This is a genomic window from Dyadobacter jiangsuensis, assembly GCF_003014695.1.
In the GTDB taxonomy this organism is placed as follows: Bacteria; Bacteroidota; Bacteroidia; order Cytophagales; family Spirosomataceae; genus Dyadobacter; species Dyadobacter jiangsuensis.
In genome coordinates this window covers 191,212-207,083 of sequence record NZ_PYAS01000016.1, presented here as the reverse complement: position 1 = coordinate 207,083, position 15,872 = coordinate 191,212, and the positions used below count along the sequence as shown (strand labels likewise).

The window sequence follows — 15,872 nt, the reverse complement described above, 5'->3', positions numbered from 1 at the left end:
GCTTACTATACAATAATAAAATCGATGAAGTTCCTCCGCTTATTTACCCTCCTTTTGTTGGTACACACTTTCGCATCCTGCGATAAAGATTATCTAGCCGAGATTGATGTTGCCGAAACGGTATACGTGGGCAGTTATGACAAGAAGCTATACGCGATTGACGCGGCTACTGGCGTAAAAAAATGGGAGTTTGCTACTAACGATGAAATTCATTCGAGTCCTTACCTGGCAAATGGTACCGTATACGTAGGAAGTGACGACCATAAACTATACGCACTTGATGCTGTTACGGGTGTGAAGAGGTGGGAATTTATTACTGATGACGAAATTCGTTCGAGCCCAATTGTGGCTAATGGAACTCTGTACGTAGGGAGCTTAGACGGGCGGCTTTATGCACTTGATGCTACTACCGGCGCAAAACAATGGGTGTCTGAAACTTCCAGCGGCCCAATTTATTCGAGTCCAAGTGTGGCTGGTGAAACAGTCTATATTGGAGGCAAGGACGGGAAGGTCTACGCAATTGATGCTGCCACAGGTGCGAAAAAATGGGTATTTGCAGAGATTCCGTCAAATGGGATAACTGGCCTTACATTGGCGAGGGGGCTGGTCTATGCAGGCCTGGATTCGACGTTGTTTGCTTTTGACGCGATCACCGGAGCAAAAAGATGGCAATTTCAGGCAGAAAGTGTGGTTACTTCCGCCCCGACCGTCAAAAATGGAAAAGTATATATAGGTACGTTTAAGGGGAGGTTGTACGCTCGGGATGCGGCCCAGGGGATCGAAAGATGGGAATTTTCCAGCGACACGACCAATTCCAGCGCTATGGTAGGTAATGGCATGGTATATGTAGCCAGTGTTGATGGTAAACTGCATGCGCTCGACGCAGTCAACGGGCAAAAGAAATGGGAGTCTATGACCAAAAGTCCAATTCATTCGAGCCCCACCGTTGCAGGTGGAGGCGTATACGTATCTAGCCTAAATGAGAAAAGCCTTTATGCATTCGATGCTACTACTGGGGCCGTCAGGTGGGTTTTTCAAACAGGAGGTAATATCAGTTCTTCGCCCTGTGTGGTGATGAAGAGCGGGGAAGCATATCACTCGGGGGGAATCGGCGTACAGGAATAGGAGCGTTGTTGGCATCTTACTATCTATCGGTTTTGCTGCAAAAAGGACTGCCATCAAGATTAATAAAAAGATGCAAAGGCATTAATCGATTAATTGTTACCATAAACTGATCAACGGCTCCCTAAAAAGCTCACTATGCATTCTCACAACACCATTAAGGACTCCTTTGTATTCACCCCAACTGAGCTACTGACTCAATTCCGCAATTCGTTACATTCAACGATGGACGGTCAACTCTTAGCTGTTTCCGGCTTTTATAACAGCACCGGTAGAGAGCAATACGGTGATTACTTTTATGACCAACTTTCTTGCAGTGCTGACGTAACGGGCAGCCTAGCAGTCAAAGTGTCGGCATTGATTCGAGACGGGCTGGAGAATGATAGCTACTATACCTTCAAGGGGTTTATTGAGAAAGGAAGGGTAAACCGGCAAGGGATCAACCTTAGTTTTCAAGTGACTGAAGTGGCGGGTGTTGACAAAGCGATAAGCCGATTTTCGAATGAAGACTTCAATTTAATCGGTAATAGAGTTAAAAGAGGGTTTGCTGATATCAGGACGATACTCGCCGGGCAAATTGAAAAAGGTCTCAGGCCACCAATCTTGGTATTAACTGGTAACGAGTCAATCGCGGACCAGGATTTTAAGCACGCGTTGGAGGATACCTATTCGTGTTTTGACTTCTTCTGGATTAGGGCCAAACTTGGTACCCCTGGCACAATCATCGAAGCTATTCAAAAAGTGCGCCTAGATAATCCGCCGTTGCTGGTATTCATGCGAGGAGGAGGGAGCGGCCTTGAAGTCTTTAATAGTATAACTCTTTGCAAAGCGGTATTCGATCTTGGTATTCCGTTTGTAACCGCAATTGGCCACCATAGTGATGAACCCTTATTACAAAAATTCGCGGATAGAGGTTTTGCCACACCCACCGCTTTTGGACATTTTCTTAAAGATTTAGCAAAACACGTTGCAAAGCAAACCAAGACAATCAGTTACTTATCTTCGGAATTGGAAAAAGCCCGTAACGAGCAGAAGAAGGAGAGACGGTTGTTGTATTGTATAATCGGGGTGATCCTCTTATTGCTTTTACTTGTCTTACTTCGTTAATCAGATGTTATCGGGATTGAAGATTTAGCTGCAATCTTCTAACGTGCTTGTTGGTATGCGCAAATCCGGCAAGCAGTTCTATGTCAAGGCGCCGCCCGCGTTGACGCGGGTGGCGCCCCTGTGACCTTCGAAGGGAGCGGAAACAAATTGTCTGGTTGAAGGTTTGTAACAAAAAGAGTCCCCTAGTCTTCACTCAGGGACTCCCGTAATCGAACTATAGGACACGGATGATCAAGTTCGCTCACCGAAGCTGGCAATAGCTATAACCAAAGATTGCTAGTCATCTCGGTAATTTTTGGATCGGTCCCCGACGAGTCCGAAATTTGAAGAAAGACGGTTTCAGCGTCAACCTAAATGTTTCAAGAAGCCTGTCTTAGAAAATAACCTGTTCCTCACCTTCGCCATATTCTCGCTAATTCGCGATTTTCTTACTCGGCAATAACGCATCGTTGTTCTAATGCTTCGGTGCCCCAACATTTTGCTGACATCTTCGAGAGGGACCCCATTGTTGAGCATCATATCTGCGAAGAAATGCCGGGCGTCGTGTGTATCCAGCCGTCTAATGTTTCCACTAACATCCCTGATTTCGCATAGCTGCGCAATGTCTTTCAAATACACGTTGTAGCGGTAGTTACTGTTAACAGGGATCAGTTTGCGGTTTGCTACACAATAAGGATGGTCTTCATATTTGGATATCAGTTGGTCGACGATCGGCAGGATCGGTACCATTTCGCCAACCTCTGTTTTACCTCTGTGCTTGACAAGCCAGCGTTCTTTCTTAGGCCCTACAAGGACGACGTTTTCCGGACTGAGGTCATAAATGTCCTGATAGGCAAAGCCAGTGAAGCACTGGAAAATGAATGCATCCCTAACCTCAGAAATCCTATCCACGCTAAACTGTTTTTGCTGAATTTTCTCGACTTGCCAAAATTCCAGCGGGATTACCTCCACATCGCCGCCAGAGCACTTGAAGCCTTCCATGGGGTTGGAAGGGATATATTTCTTTTTAACCCCAATTTTGACGATCTGACGCACCCATTTCACTTCTTTCCGCGCTGTCACCTCAGCTAGCGGTTTCGAAACGTGTAGGGTCAAATAATCGTACAAATCTTCGGCAAACGTGTCCGGAAGAGAAGAAAAGTGAACATCCTCACGCTCGAAATGATATTTGATGAAACCGGCCACCTTCTTTCTGGTGCTGCGCCAGTGCTTCAAGGTTTCATACGAGGCATTTTCCCGTTCTACACGCTTCTCGAATTTTGCGATGAACTCGTCGAAGACTTCCAGCAGGGTTTGCTCGTTCTTAGCAGCAGGCTTTGCCAGCTTAGGCTGCTCGATCGCAGGTTTGCACAGATAGACGTTTTTGACCATTGCCGGGGTAACCTCAGGAAACTGCGTTTGAAGGCCGTTGAAAATCCGTTCGACGTCAGTTTGCAGTTGTGCCAGTTTCTGGTTGGCCAGCTTTACTTCTAGTCCTGAGCCAGTGACCTGTTTAGCCTCCAAGTCCCAGGATGCCGGGTTTACTTTCTTGCCTGTTGAGATTTCGGTGTACTTACCGTCAATTGTGATTCTGGCGTAAATAGGAGCTTTGCCGTCTGCTTTCGCTTTTTGTCTGTACAGCCAGAAGAGTACAGTCAGGTTCTGTTTGAAATTCATCATCCTCACAGTTTAAGGTTAGAAAAACATTGATGTTTGAGAAACCTTGGTCAAAATCGCCTCTGTCAAACATGTCCATTCGGTAACCTAATTTAGTAAGCAAAGCAGGTTACCGAATAGGTTACCGAATGCTTTGATCTGGATTGAATCAGAATGATATGCTTATCTTCGAAAACAGTGAAAAAATGACGTTTTTAAACGAAAAAAGCGCCCTTTGAGGCGCTTTCAGTGATCCCGCTGGGATTCGAACCCAGGACCCATACATTAAAAGTGTATTGCTCTACCAGCTGAGCTACGGAATCGATCTATATGTTAGTGGCGCTTTTTCTGACTCTTTCAAAACTTCGTGACCTTGATGAAAACTTAACATTCGGGCCTTTTTTCGTTTCGATCTGTCTGCCGCAGCGCCGTATCGTGGTGCAAAAGTACAATTGGGATTTTATCAAACAAATTTTGAGAGGACTATTTTTTGAGCGGAAATGCAGGAAATTTCGCAATTGGCTCAGATTTAGAAATTTAAACGTCTAAAAAAATTTAAATTTTTTTGAATTCATATCTTGGTAACATTCCACCGCAAGGAGCGGATCGTCGGTGCCGGTTGAAGAATGTGGCGGCGGGATGGGAAAACTATGGACGAAACCGGTTTCCGGATATCAGGTGCTTTCTGCCGGCTATGCGTTTGCGGGTGCCGGATTTGAAGCTGTGGCTATTCCTGCGCCGATTCTGGCGACTTTTAAGGCACAGGAATCAAAAAATCAACAACAGGCGTATGGAAAGAGGCGGTAACCCGGCAAAAAAGGAGGGGAGGAGGTTGGTGAAAGGGGAGGTCAGGAAGTTTTTTGACCGGGAGTTCGATTGGATCGCATTATTGCTGATTGCCGCAATGATCCTGTTGAGCCTCGTACTCTTTTGAACGTCGTCACACATGCGCTTATGAAGACATTTTTAGCTTACCTTACTTTTGCGGCCCTGTTGGCGCTTTGTTATATCGAAAAGACGAATGCAGAGGTTGCCAAAAGTCAGGCGCACGCGTATCGCAACGGGCGTGAGGCACGGACTGATGCAGCCTCCCACGCGGGCCACGATGCAGCGGTGGCGCAGTGGGGGGAGTAAGAAGCCCTGCGCTTTCGCTTAAAGATATTATTTGGCCCAGCTCTTTTTAACCCGCATGCGGATTATCGCTTTTTTGACGCTCGTTTTCCTGCTTGGCGCGAATGTCTGTGCCCAGATGCCCGTTCTCACGCTCGAACATCTCACGACTAAGGAGGGGCTGCCTTCCAACGACGTCTGGTGCCTCAATAAGGACCGTCGGGGCTTTCTGTGGATCGGTACAGGGCGAAATCTTTGCCGTTACGATGGCTATTCGTTTTTGCGGTTGGACAGTTTGCAGCTCGGCTATTGCTCCGGCGTGTCGACGGACTCGAAGGGCGATTTGTATACTTCGGTGGATACGCGCGGCATCGCGCGGATTGATCGCAATACGATGGAGGTGAGCACATTGGTGCACAATAACTACGATGACGAGGACACCGGCAACGACCTGCATGAGCAGGGTATGGTGGATTCGTACGACCAGATGTGGGTTTGCGATTATACGTCGGTGCAGCGGTACGACATCGCCCGAAAGAAGCTGTTCCGCTACACTTTCGCTGCTTCGGGCGACGGCGGCGACGTGTATCAATATGCCAGTTTTTTCGAGGATCGGGAACGTGTATTGTGGATCGTTTCGGAGCTGGGGCTGTATTACTACGACCGCCGGGCCGACAAGCTCGTGTGCGTACTCGGCCCTGCTGCTATTTATCCCGAAAACCGCGTGAAAATCCGACTGAGCCGGGGTTCGCAGGATTCGGCGGGAGATCTCTGGATTGGTGGCTATGAATACGGCCTGGTGAAGTATTCGCCGTCGGATCACCGTTTTTCGATCCGTAAGGCTGGTTTTGAGCAGAACAACGTGGTATGCGTCCGGGAATCGCGCGATGAAAATGGCGGCAAGGTGTTGTTCGTGGGTACGAACGACGGCGTGAGCGTCTACTACCCGGAGCGTGAGGAGCTTTATCACCTCCCCGAATTCTACAACCAAGGCATCCGCATTAAGGACATGTACGACGATGTGGCCAATGGCATTTTGTGGATGGGGACTAGCGACGGCATATTCAAATACCGCTACCGGAATATCGGCGTTCGCACGGTGGCGATACCCGCGGACGTCGTGCGCCTGCCTGTACAGGTGACGAGCATCCAGCCCGCACAGGGAGGCAGTTACTGGCTCGGTTTGTCGCATTCGGGCGTGCTGCATTGGCAACCGTCGTCGAACCGTTTCAAACTGCACCGGTATGCACAGCAGGAGGCATTTGCCGATAAGGTGAGGACGATAGACGGAAAGGCCTTTGCGTTTACCGACAAGGGGATTTACGCGGGCGATGGTACGTCTGACCGCTTTCAGCCCTGGCAGGCGGGAACGGGTTTGTTCCGTAATACCGATTTCCGGGACGGGTTATCAGACCGCAAGGGCCGCCTCTGGATCGCCAGCTTGAATGAAGGACTGAAAGTACTCGATGCGGCGACGAACCGGGAGCTGCATTTGTGGGCGCCTGAGCAGGGGAGGAAGCTGGTCCAGCAAAGTTATATCAAAGCCATGCGGGAAACGCCGGACGGCAGGATCTGGATCGCCACCTGTTCACGAGGATTGTTCTTTTTTGATGAAATGAAGGCTGTTTTTACGAATATCCGCGAGTTGGCTATCAACAAAGACCGGCGATTGGGCGGCGACTGCATTAACGCCATTCAGGTTGCGCCGGACGGTTCGGTGCTGGTGGCCAGCTGGGGTGGCGTTTCCAAAATTGCGCCCAACGGTTTAATCCAGGAATCGTTCGATTTTAGATCCGGAACATTGAAAGATACGTACTGTTCCAATATCGCCGAGACACCGGATGGCAAACTATGGTTTAGCACCAACGAGGGCATCCATGTGGTTAATCCTAAAACGCGTTCAGTTCGTTACCTGACAACCATCGAGGGGCTTCGAAGCAATGCACCGGTCGGCTTTTATTACAACGCGCCGGGTGAGCTTCTGTTGGGTTATATCAATGCATTAAACATACTGGATGTCAGGCGGCTAAGTGGGAGTGTACGTGCGCCGGAGGTTGTGTTGTCTACGGTGGAAGTGAAAGGTAAAAAGATATTTCAGGATGAGGCGAAAGAAATTGTTCTTCAACCGGATGAGAACTCGGTCAGTTTCAGTTTTACGCCGTTGAATTTCGAACCGGCTTCGCAGAACCGCTTCAACTACCAGCTGGAAGGTTATGACAGTGATTGGATGGATCTCGGGAATGATCACTCGGTATCGTTCGCGAACCTGCCCGCGCGCTCCTACACATTGCGTGTGCGAAGCAGTAATGCGTCGGGGATCGCAAGCAGGGAGGCGCTGGTGATCAGGCTGGTCGTCCGGCCTTACTTTACCAGTACGCTGTTTTTTCGGGTGCTTATCGGCCTCACGATCGCCGGGCTGGTCGTTGCGATGATGCGCTGGCGCGTGAGCACGCTGGCTGAGCGGAACCGCCTCGACCACCAGGTTACCGAATGGCGGCTCAAAGCATTACAATCGCAGATGAATCCGCATTTCCTGTTTAATTCCCTCAATTCGGTGCAGAATTACCTGCTGACCAACCGGGGGGTCGAGGGGGCCAAATATCTCTCAAAGTTTTCCAAGCTGGTGCGCCGCATTATGGAGAACTCCAATCACCAGTACCTGTCGTTCGAGAAGATCATCGATACGCTGCGGATGTATGTCGAAATCGAGTCATTCCGGTTCAATCACGAGTTTAATTATTCATTTGATATTGAAGAAAATGACGTGCTTCTGGACGCGCAGCTGCCACCCATGCTCTTGCAGCCTTATGTAGAAAATGCGATCTGGCACGGGCTCATGCCCAAAGAGGGAGAGAAGAAGCTGACGATCACGGCGCGGCTCAGCGACCGGCACATTGTCTGTACGATCGAGGACAATGGGGTGGGCCGTGATTTCGCGCCGCGCACCGAAGGGCATATTTCGCGTGGGCAGGAGATGACGCGGGGCATTTTTGAGGCGCTGCGGCAAAAGGACAGCGAAGCGCGCATTGAAATGATCGATCTTTTTGATATTGATAAAAAGCCGGCCGGCACGCTGGTAAAAATGATCATCCCGATTGAAAACGTTTAGGCTATGAACCGATCTTTACGCGCCGTCATCATCGACGACGAAACCAATGCCCGGGAAGCACTCACTAACCTGCTTCGCATCGTAAGTCCGGAGGTGGAAGTCTGTGGCGAGGCCCGCAATGCCGACGCCGGTATCGATCTCATCCGGAAAGAGCGGCCCCACCTCATTTTCCTGGACATTCAAATGCCGGGCAAAAGCGGGTTCGACCTGCTTTCCGCGTTCGAAAAGGTCGACTTTGGAGTTATTTTCACCACGGCCTACCAAGAGTATGCGATCCGTGCGTTCCGTTTCAGCGCGATCGATTATTTGCTCAAACCCATTGATCCGGACGAACTTCAAACGGCCGTCGGGAAGTTCAGGGACAGGGTAGGGAGCGTAAACCCCGAGCAGCTGCGGATTTTGCAGGAGCAGCTGGACCCCGTTCGCGCGCCGCGGCTGATCGAGCGGAAGCGTAATGACAACCAGCGCATTGCACTGCCCACTGCTGAGGGCGTCCATTTCGTACAAATGACCGACATTATCCAATGCGAATCGCTGGGTTCCTACACCAAATTCCACCTCGTAAAAGGCCCTGCCATCGTAGTTTCACGGCTTTTGAAAGAGTATGAGGAGATCCTGGATAACTACTACTTCTTCCGCGTGCATCAATCCAACATCATCAACCTCGAACACATCAAGCGGTACGTCAAGGGCGACGGCGGGCAGGTATGGATGAGCGACAATACCGAAATCGAGGTATCACGCAGACGTAAGGATGAGTTCCTGGCGCTTCTTTCAGATTTTTATGTCAATTCGGGTAAACTGAAATAGCAGAATGCCATAGCGCAGACTGTCAGAACGAGTCGGGTTTTTCTTTATTCTATTTTGTTGTTTAGATTTAGTTTAAATAATATTTTTGCCCGAAATCTAAATCTACGCTATGACAAAAAAGCTATTTCTACTCGCGCTAATCTTCTATTTTGTTGTTGCAAAGGCATTTGCGCAAACCGGTACCATCAGCGGATCGGTGCGTACTTCCGACGGCGAACCGGTGGAGCTGGTGACCGTCAATGTGAAGGGCACTACTAAAGGCGCATTGACCGACCGCAACGGTAAATACCAGATCAGGAATATTCAACCCGGATTGCACAGGCTGGTGGCGTCGTTTATTGGTCTGGAAAAACAGGAGCAGACCATCGAGGTGACGGCCGGCAGTAGTGCCTCGCTGGATTTTACGCTTAAAGAAAATGCTTCGCAGTTGCTGGAAGTGATGGTTTCCGCCCGCAACCTGAACCGCGAGAATGTGATTGTGGCCAAAATACCCTTGAAAAAGCTCGAAAACCCGCAAGTTTACAGCACTGTTTCTTCCGAAATCATGAAACAGCAGGGCATTACCAGCTACGACGACGCCCTGCGCAATGTGCCGGGCATTTCCCGCACCTGGGAGTCGACGGGTAGGGGAGGCGATGGGGCTACCTACTTCGCATTACGCGGGTTTGAGGCGCAGCCATTGCTCTATAACGGTCTTCCGGGCATTACCAGTGGTAACCTCGATCCGTCCAATGTGGAGGAGATCCAGGTGATTAAGGGACCTTCCAGTACGCTGTTTGGCGGCTCGTTTTATGGTTATGGCGGCATTATCAATACCATCACCAAAAAGCCTTACCACCAGTTTGGCGGTGAAATCGGTTATAATGCCGGAAGCTTCGGACTGAACCGGGTTACCGCGGATATTAACACGCCATTGAGCAAGGCCGATAAAATCGCTCTGCGCGTGAATACCGCGTATCATTCCGAAAACAGCTTTCAGGATGCGGGTTTCAAGAAATCGTTCTTTATCGCACCTGCATTGGTATATGAGGCAAGCGACAGGCTGACATTCCATTTCCTGACCGAAATTCTCAATGAGGAGCGGGCCGTTGCTCCGGTGTTCTTTCATTCAGATCGTTCGAGCCCGTTGCCATTCAAAAACCTAGCCGAGCTGAATCTGGATCCGCGCCTCTCATTCACTTCCAACGATTTGTCGATCCGCAACCCGCGTTTCAATTTGCAGGCCCAGGCGGTTTACAAGCTTTCGGATCAGTGGAATTCGCAGACGGTGTTTTCGAGAGGATCGGTGAAATCGAATGGTATTTACACGTATATCTGGGATGATGTTTCGGGTGATAACTGGTTCAGCCAGTACTTCCACAACGAGCAGCAAACGACGAATACGACCGATATCCAGCAAAATTTCAACGGCGATTTCAAGATCGGCCACATGCGTAACCGTCTTTTGGTAGGGGTCGATTATTTCAAAAGAAATGTGATAGACAACGGCTCCGGCTGGGGCCGCGCGCGCAATGTAACACCGCAGGGGGACATTAATTATGTTGATCCTTACTCAGGCGACACCCTTGCGCCCGTGTACCTCACGCAGGCGTCGGTGGATAATCTGCTGGCCGGTACCGAAGGCGGGCCAAGCAATATCAGCAACTCGTCGTTAGGGTTTTACGCTTCTAACGTTCTGAATTTCACTCCGAAACTGAGCGCGATGGTGAGCTTGCGAGCGGATCGTTACGATTCGAAAGGCGACCGCAGCACTTCCGACGACGATTACGATCAATGGGCATTGTCGCCGAAGTTCGGGATCGTGTACCAGCCGGTGATCGACAAGGTTTCGCTGTTCGCCAACTATATGAATGCATTCATCAACGTGGCGCCGCGCCGTGTTACCGATGCCGACGGTACGAATCCCCGGGTGAAATCATTCAGGCCCGAACACGCCGACCAATGGGAATATGGCATCAAAACCAACCTGTTTTCGGACAAGCTCGCTGCCACGCTTTCGGTATACGATATCAAGGTGTCGGATCGCGTGATGACCAACCCGGCCAATATCCTGGATTACAACCAGGGTGGAAAAGTGGGAAGCAAAGGTTTCGAGCTTGATATTGTGGCTAACCCCGTAACCGGGCTGAATGTGATCGCCGGTTTCAGCCACAACAAAACCAGGGTGATTTCAGGAGATCCCGAGGATTTTTACAGCGAACCGGGCCGTGCAATCGGCGGACAAGGGCCGCAGAATCTTGCTAACCTCTGGGCTACCTACCGCATTAGCAGCGGTACATTGAAAAACGCCGGCTTTGGTATCGGCGGAAACTACGCGGGTGAGTACAAGGTGATCGACAATAGCAAGACCGGCGTATTTACGCTACCGAGCTACACATTGTTGAACGCGAGCGTGTTCTACAATGCCAGCCATTTCCGTATTTCGTTGAATGTCAATAATATTACCGATAAGCAATACTATATAGGTTACTGGTCGGTGAATCCGCAGAAGCCCAGAAATTCGACATTGAGTGTGGCTTACAAATTTTAGTTCAAAGAATAAGGTAACAGGAGCCGGAAGCAGCGTATTTGCTTCCGGTTTTTTTATTATCAAAATTTTTGCCCCTTTGCTGATAAGGTTGAATGCCGGGCGGTATAAACAGACATCGATTACCAGTCTGTCAACTACCCAACTTCCTTTTACAACTCATGAAGGCATCAACCAAAAAGAATTACCGAACACTGACCGACCTCGTCAGGGCTTGCCAGCACAACGATCAGCGCGCGCAGACGCTTTTCTACAACCGCTTTCGTACGGAGCTCATGCGTATTTGCGCGCGGTTCGCCCGGACGCGCATGGAAGCGGAAGATATTTACCAGGAGTCGTTCGTGAAGATTTTCAGGCACCTCCACGAGGTGCAGAACATCGAATCCATCGAATCCTGGATGCGCTCCGTGGTTACCCGCACGGCGATCAATTATTACCACCGCGTCACGAAGAAAGAGGCGAAAAACCATTCGATGGACATGTCGCCGCTGGATTTCGAATCCAATGATCACACCTGTATGATCGACCGCCTTGGCGTCGGGATCGTCGATGAAATGATCGCGCAGCTGCCCGAGGGATACAAACGGATCATCAACCTGAGCCTCATCGACGGTTATTCCCACATTGAAATCGCCCAGGCGCTTTCCATTACCGACAGCACTTCACGCTCGCAACTCCTGCGCGGGCGCAACCTCCTCATGAAAAAACTGAGAAAGCAGGGCATTACCGGCTACGAAATGCCCTGAAATCAGCCCATCGCGGGGTTTTCGGTTCCCAGCAATGCGGATTGCATTTTGCTTACGAGCCGGCTCAGGGCGTCACTGCGGTCTTTGTGCGTGCATGCGTACCAGTGACGTGTACCGATCTCCGAACGAAAAGGCAGCGTAGTAAGCCCGCTGGTGCTCAGGTATTGGCGGGCTGCCCATTCGGCCATAATGGTAATGCCCATGCCAAATCGCACCATTTCCACGATGGCTTCGGTCATCGGAATGTGGATGATTTTTTGGGGAGAAAGCTGAGACACCAGGTCCGGCGAAAGCAGGTTGCTATCGCTGCTGATCTGAAACGCCACCAGCGTCTCGGAATGCAAATCCGAAAATTCGAGCGGCATATTGCGCATTGCCAGCGGATGCTTATCCGAGAGCAGCGCCACCATCCGGTCCTCGAAAAGCGGCTCGAAATGGAGGCTGCTATTATGGTTGGTGCCGTTTACCAGGGCCAATTCCAGCTTGCCGGCTTCGAGGTACTCCATCGGGCGGCGGGTCGCTTCGGCGACGATCTGGATGTCGGTGCCGGGATATTCCCCATGAAAATCGATAAGCAGCCGCGGCAGCCAATGATAGCAGGTGTAGCATTCGGTGCTGATGCGGATCGTCTGTTTTTTCCCCTCGCGCATTTCTTTCAGCTCTGCTTCCAGTTCGCGGATCACAGGCAATACCTTTTGCGAACTGCTCACTACACGCTGCCCGGCTTCGTTGAGGACCAGCTTTTTGCCGATTCTGTTGAAGAGTTTGACCCCACTGGCCGCTTCCAGGTCGCGGATCTGGTGGCTCAGGGCCGATTGCGTCAGGTTCAGTTTCTCGGCTGCCTTGGTCACCGAGCCTTCACTGGTGATTTTTTCAATGATATAGAGGTGTTGGAGTGTTAGCATAACATGAGTATTGTTCATTGTTTTGATAAAAATAAATCATTTTTCTCATATATCTAAAACAAATACTTTTGTCATGTACTAAAAAACAACAGCACATGAAACTTCAAAGATTATCCTGGGCAGGCCTGAAAGTAGAATCCAACGGACAGATATTGCTTATAGATGCGGTACAAAATTACCAGCGCGGCGCGTCCATCGGGCCGGAAAAACCTGTTCAGTTTGCAGGAGATACGAAGGCGGACGTGGTGCTGATCACGCATTTGCATTCAGACCATTACGATCCCGAGGCGATTCGTACCGTGCTGAAACCGGAAGGTCGTTTCGTCGTTTCCGAGCAGATTGCTGCCGAGGTGACCAGCGACGGTTTTGTACCGCTGGCACTTGCGCTGAATGCGCCGCAGCAAATCGGGAACTTCACCATTACGGCGGTGTTCGCCATGGATGGGGTAGGCGACAAACAGGTTTCATGGGTGATCGAGGCCGACGGCCAGCGCATCCTGCACGGCGGCGATACGATGTGGCATAACCAATTCTGGCATTTGGGCAAAACCTGGCAGCATTTCGATGCCGTGTTCTTGCCCGTGAATGGCGCGGTGGTGAACATTCCGCGCGTGGAACCAAGCCCTGTACCCATTACGCTCACGCCCGTTCAGGCGATCACAGTGACCCGCCTGCTACATGCCGACGTGCTCGTGCCCATTCATTATGGTTTTCACAAGGAAGGCATGTACCATCAATTCCCGCAAATGGAGGCGGAGCTGGCCCACCACGCGGAAGCGCAAAACGTGAAAGTGCAATGGGTGGAACAAGGAAATGTGGTGACTCGGCCGGTGGCAGCGGAGCAGGTTTGACAAGCTGGCTTAGACTTTTTTAGGTAGTTTGTTGTTATGTTTCGAAACATGGATCAGCAAACTACATGAAACAACTAAGTCTGTTCGGCTCGCAGGAAGCCCTCCAATTCCCGGAAGATTTACTCGAATATTATCCGGGCTTCATATCGCCAGCGGAATGCACCGGGCTAATGCGCAGGTGGATTACGGAAGTGCCATGGCGGCAGCAGGTAATGCAGATGTACGGCAAGGAAGTGACCGCCCCCAGGCTGATGGCCTGGTACGGTGATACGGACAAATCGTATACGTTTTCAGGCACACGGTTTGAACCCTACGCATGGACGGCGGAACTTGGCGGTCTGAAACAGCAGATCGAGCAGAAGACGGGTTTTACGTTCAACAGCGTATTGCTCAATTATTACCGCGATGGCAACGATTCGGTGGCGTGGCATGGCGACAATGAGGATGAACTCGGTCGTAATCCCGTGATCGCATCGGTGAGTATCGGGCAGGAGCGCCGCTTCGAGTTCCGGTACCGCCCCGACCATTCCAGGAAATATGGGTTGACGCTCGAAAACGGCTCGCTGCTGATCATGAAGGGCGATTTGCAGCACACGTGGGAGCATCGCATCCCGAAATCGAAAACGCAGAACGGCCCGCGGATCAACCTTACGTTCAGGACGATTCGTAAGTAGTGGCAAAGTGTGTTTGGGTTACAAATTTTCCCGTTATTCCAACGAAAGGGGAATCGGGTGAATCTATGTAACCGAAACCACTTTAATTCTTAGCCCATGAAAACTACCCGTTTACTCCTTTCGCTGCTGCTACTATGGACGGTGATGGCCTGCAAAAACGAAACCGCCGATCCGACCGACGACACGGCCAAAAGAGGCATGAAAGAGAACAATGGCCTGGTCGGCAAATGGAAGCTCGTCGAATACCTCGCCGACCCGGGCGACGGCAGCGGGACTTACCACGAAGTGACAGCCGACTTCGCGCATACCATCGAATTTAAGGAGAACGGAGAATTTATCGAGAAAAAGGGACAGGGGCAATCCTCCGTACCATTATTCAATGCGTATAAAGTGCTCGACGACAAGCGCGTGGAGCTGATGCCGATCGATAAGGCCACGCCATCGCATATCTGGTATTATTCGGGTCTGTCGGCAAGCAAGCTTACACTGGGTTACGGTTGTATCGAAGCCTGCTCCGGCAAATATGTCGCAGTGGAGTAAATAGGTTCATAGCTGACCGGAAGCGGAAACGTTACTAAGCCTGTTGTTCGTGCAGAATCAGGAATAATAAAGATGGGTAACAACCTTTGAACGGTCTGGTTTGTCATGTGTTCGGTTGATGGAAAATTTGTAACTTTAATCCCGTTAGCTGATAACGTCATGAGAACCAGATCGTTTTTAATTTCTCTGTGCATGATTGCCGCGGCGATTGCACTGCCCGCCTGCTCGGATGAGGAGTTCTCCGTTTCCGATGACCAGGAAATCCTTTTCGAAGTCAATTACGTGAATTACGCCTGGGGTTTCCAGAATAACGGTTTCCTCATCGACAAAACGGGGCGTGTGCGGACTTACGACAAGCCCAAAGATTGGAAATTTGCCTCGGAAGGGCCATTTACCGTCGCGGAAATGGATGAAAGAGTGTCGAAAACAACGATTGCGAATTATACCGTGCCGGCCAACGAGCTATCCCAATATGTGAGTAAGATGCGGCGTGTAAGCGACAAGGATTTCACCACTCCTGCCAGTGTCGGTGCGGATATGGGAGCCAGCGCATTCTATATTTACCGGTACGACACGGGCTCAAAAACTTACAATGCAATATTACTGCAAAGCGTCGGCGACGATAATGTATACAATAAAGATTCCGATGCGAAGGAAATTGCCGACTGGCTGGTGAAAGTCAGGCAGGCATTACTTTGAGCATATCCTGCAAATAAAATGGGCCGCACTTCACAGC

The 15,872-nt window shown here is 50.3% G+C and carries 14 protein-coding genes and 1 tRNA gene; 12 read left to right on the top strand and 3 right to left on the bottom strand.

What is annotated here, in order from left to right:
• Positions 1–24: 24 nt before the first annotated feature.
• Both CLV60_RS28150 and CLV60_RS28145 read left to right on the top strand, forming a co-directional pair.
• Positions 25–1,125 carry a PQQ-binding-like beta-propeller repeat protein gene (locus CLV60_RS28150; RefSeq protein ID WP_106598734.1) on the top strand — a complete coding sequence of 367 codons (1,101 nt, stop codon included), beginning with the start codon at positions 25–27 and terminating at the stop codon, positions 1,123–1,125.
• Between the two features lie 135 nt (positions 1,126–1,260).
• Complete coding sequence (locus CLV60_RS28145) at positions 1,261–2,229, top strand: exodeoxyribonuclease VII large subunit (protein ID WP_106598733.1); 969 nt, start codon at positions 1,261–1,263, stop codon at positions 2,227–2,229.
• Between the two features lie 345 nt (positions 2,230–2,574).
• On the opposite strand, the gene CLV60_RS28140 is transcribed toward CLV60_RS28145, so the two are convergent.
• Positions 2,575–3,888 carry a site-specific integrase gene (locus CLV60_RS28140; RefSeq protein ID WP_106598732.1) on the bottom strand — a complete coding sequence of 438 codons (1,314 nt, stop codon included), beginning with the start codon at positions 3,886–3,888 and terminating at the stop codon, positions 2,575–2,577.
• A 226-nt stretch (positions 3,889–4,114) separates the two neighbouring features.
• Positions 4,115–4,187: transfer RNA gene (locus CLV60_RS28135), tRNA-Lys, on the bottom strand.
• A 242-nt stretch (positions 4,188–4,429) separates the two neighbouring features.
• On the opposite strand from CLV60_RS28135, the gene CLV60_RS34165 reads away from it, so the two are divergent.
• The 6 genes from CLV60_RS34165 to CLV60_RS28110 all read left to right on the top strand — a co-directional run bounded on the left by CLV60_RS34165 (position 4,430) and on the right by CLV60_RS28110 (position 12,166).
• Positions 4,430–4,798 carry a hypothetical protein gene (locus CLV60_RS34165; protein WP_146151606.1) on the top strand — a complete coding sequence of 123 codons (369 nt, stop codon included), beginning with the start codon at positions 4,430–4,432 and terminating at the stop codon, positions 4,796–4,798.
• A 20-nt stretch (positions 4,799–4,818) separates the two neighbouring features.
• Positions 4,819–4,998, top strand: coding sequence for a hypothetical protein (locus CLV60_RS28130; protein ID WP_106598731.1), 180 nt, complete (start codon positions 4,819–4,821; stop codon positions 4,996–4,998).
• A 55-nt stretch (positions 4,999–5,053) separates the two neighbouring features.
• Positions 5,054–8,083, top strand: a complete 3,030-nt coding sequence (locus tag CLV60_RS28125; protein WP_106598730.1) for a sensor histidine kinase — start codon at positions 5,054–5,056, stop codon at positions 8,081–8,083.
• Between the two features lie 3 nt (positions 8,084–8,086).
• The gene (locus CLV60_RS28120; RefSeq protein WP_106598729.1) at positions 8,087–8,893 is read left to right on the top strand and encodes a LytR/AlgR family response regulator transcription factor; all 807 of its coding nucleotides are present in this window, start codon (positions 8,087–8,089) and stop codon (positions 8,891–8,893) included.
• A gap of 109 nt (positions 8,894–9,002) precedes the next feature.
• Positions 9,003–11,423 (top strand): TonB-dependent receptor, encoded by a 2,421-nt coding sequence (locus CLV60_RS28115; RefSeq protein WP_106598728.1) that lies wholly within the window; start codon positions 9,003–9,005, stop codon positions 11,421–11,423.
• 158 nt (positions 11,424–11,581) lie between these two features.
• Positions 11,582–12,166 carry an RNA polymerase sigma factor gene (locus CLV60_RS28110; protein ID WP_106598727.1) on the top strand — a complete coding sequence of 195 codons (585 nt, stop codon included), beginning with the start codon at positions 11,582–11,584 and terminating at the stop codon, positions 12,164–12,166.
• Between the two features lie 2 nt (positions 12,167–12,168).
• Here CLV60_RS28110 and CLV60_RS28105 read toward each other — a convergent pair whose 3' ends face one another.
• Entirely contained in the window at positions 12,169–13,071 is a 903-nt protein-coding gene (locus tag CLV60_RS28105) for a LysR family transcriptional regulator (protein ID WP_170118882.1), read from the bottom strand.
• Between the two features lie 95 nt (positions 13,072–13,166).
• Between CLV60_RS28105 and CLV60_RS28100 the strand changes: the two genes are divergently transcribed.
• The 4 genes from CLV60_RS28100 (at position 13,167) to CLV60_RS28085 (ending at position 15,835) form a co-directional block, all read left to right on the top strand.
• The gene (locus tag CLV60_RS28100; RefSeq protein ID WP_106598725.1) at positions 13,167–13,922 is read left to right on the top strand and encodes an MBL fold metallo-hydrolase; all 756 of its coding nucleotides are present in this window, start codon (positions 13,167–13,169) and stop codon (positions 13,920–13,922) included.
• 65 nt (positions 13,923–13,987) lie between these two features.
• The gene (locus CLV60_RS28095; RefSeq protein WP_106598724.1) at positions 13,988–14,596 is read left to right on the top strand and encodes an alpha-ketoglutarate-dependent dioxygenase AlkB family protein; all 609 of its coding nucleotides are present in this window, start codon (positions 13,988–13,990) and stop codon (positions 14,594–14,596) included.
• Between the two features lie 96 nt (positions 14,597–14,692).
• On the top strand, positions 14,693–15,136 hold the full coding sequence (locus CLV60_RS28090) for a hypothetical protein (RefSeq protein WP_106598723.1): 444 nt from the start codon (positions 14,693–14,695) through the stop codon (positions 15,134–15,136).
• A 159-nt stretch (positions 15,137–15,295) separates the two neighbouring features.
• Complete coding sequence (locus tag CLV60_RS28085) at positions 15,296–15,835, top strand: hypothetical protein (protein ID WP_146151605.1); 540 nt, start codon at positions 15,296–15,298, stop codon at positions 15,833–15,835.
• The last annotated feature ends 37 nt before the right edge of the window (positions 15,836–15,872 follow it).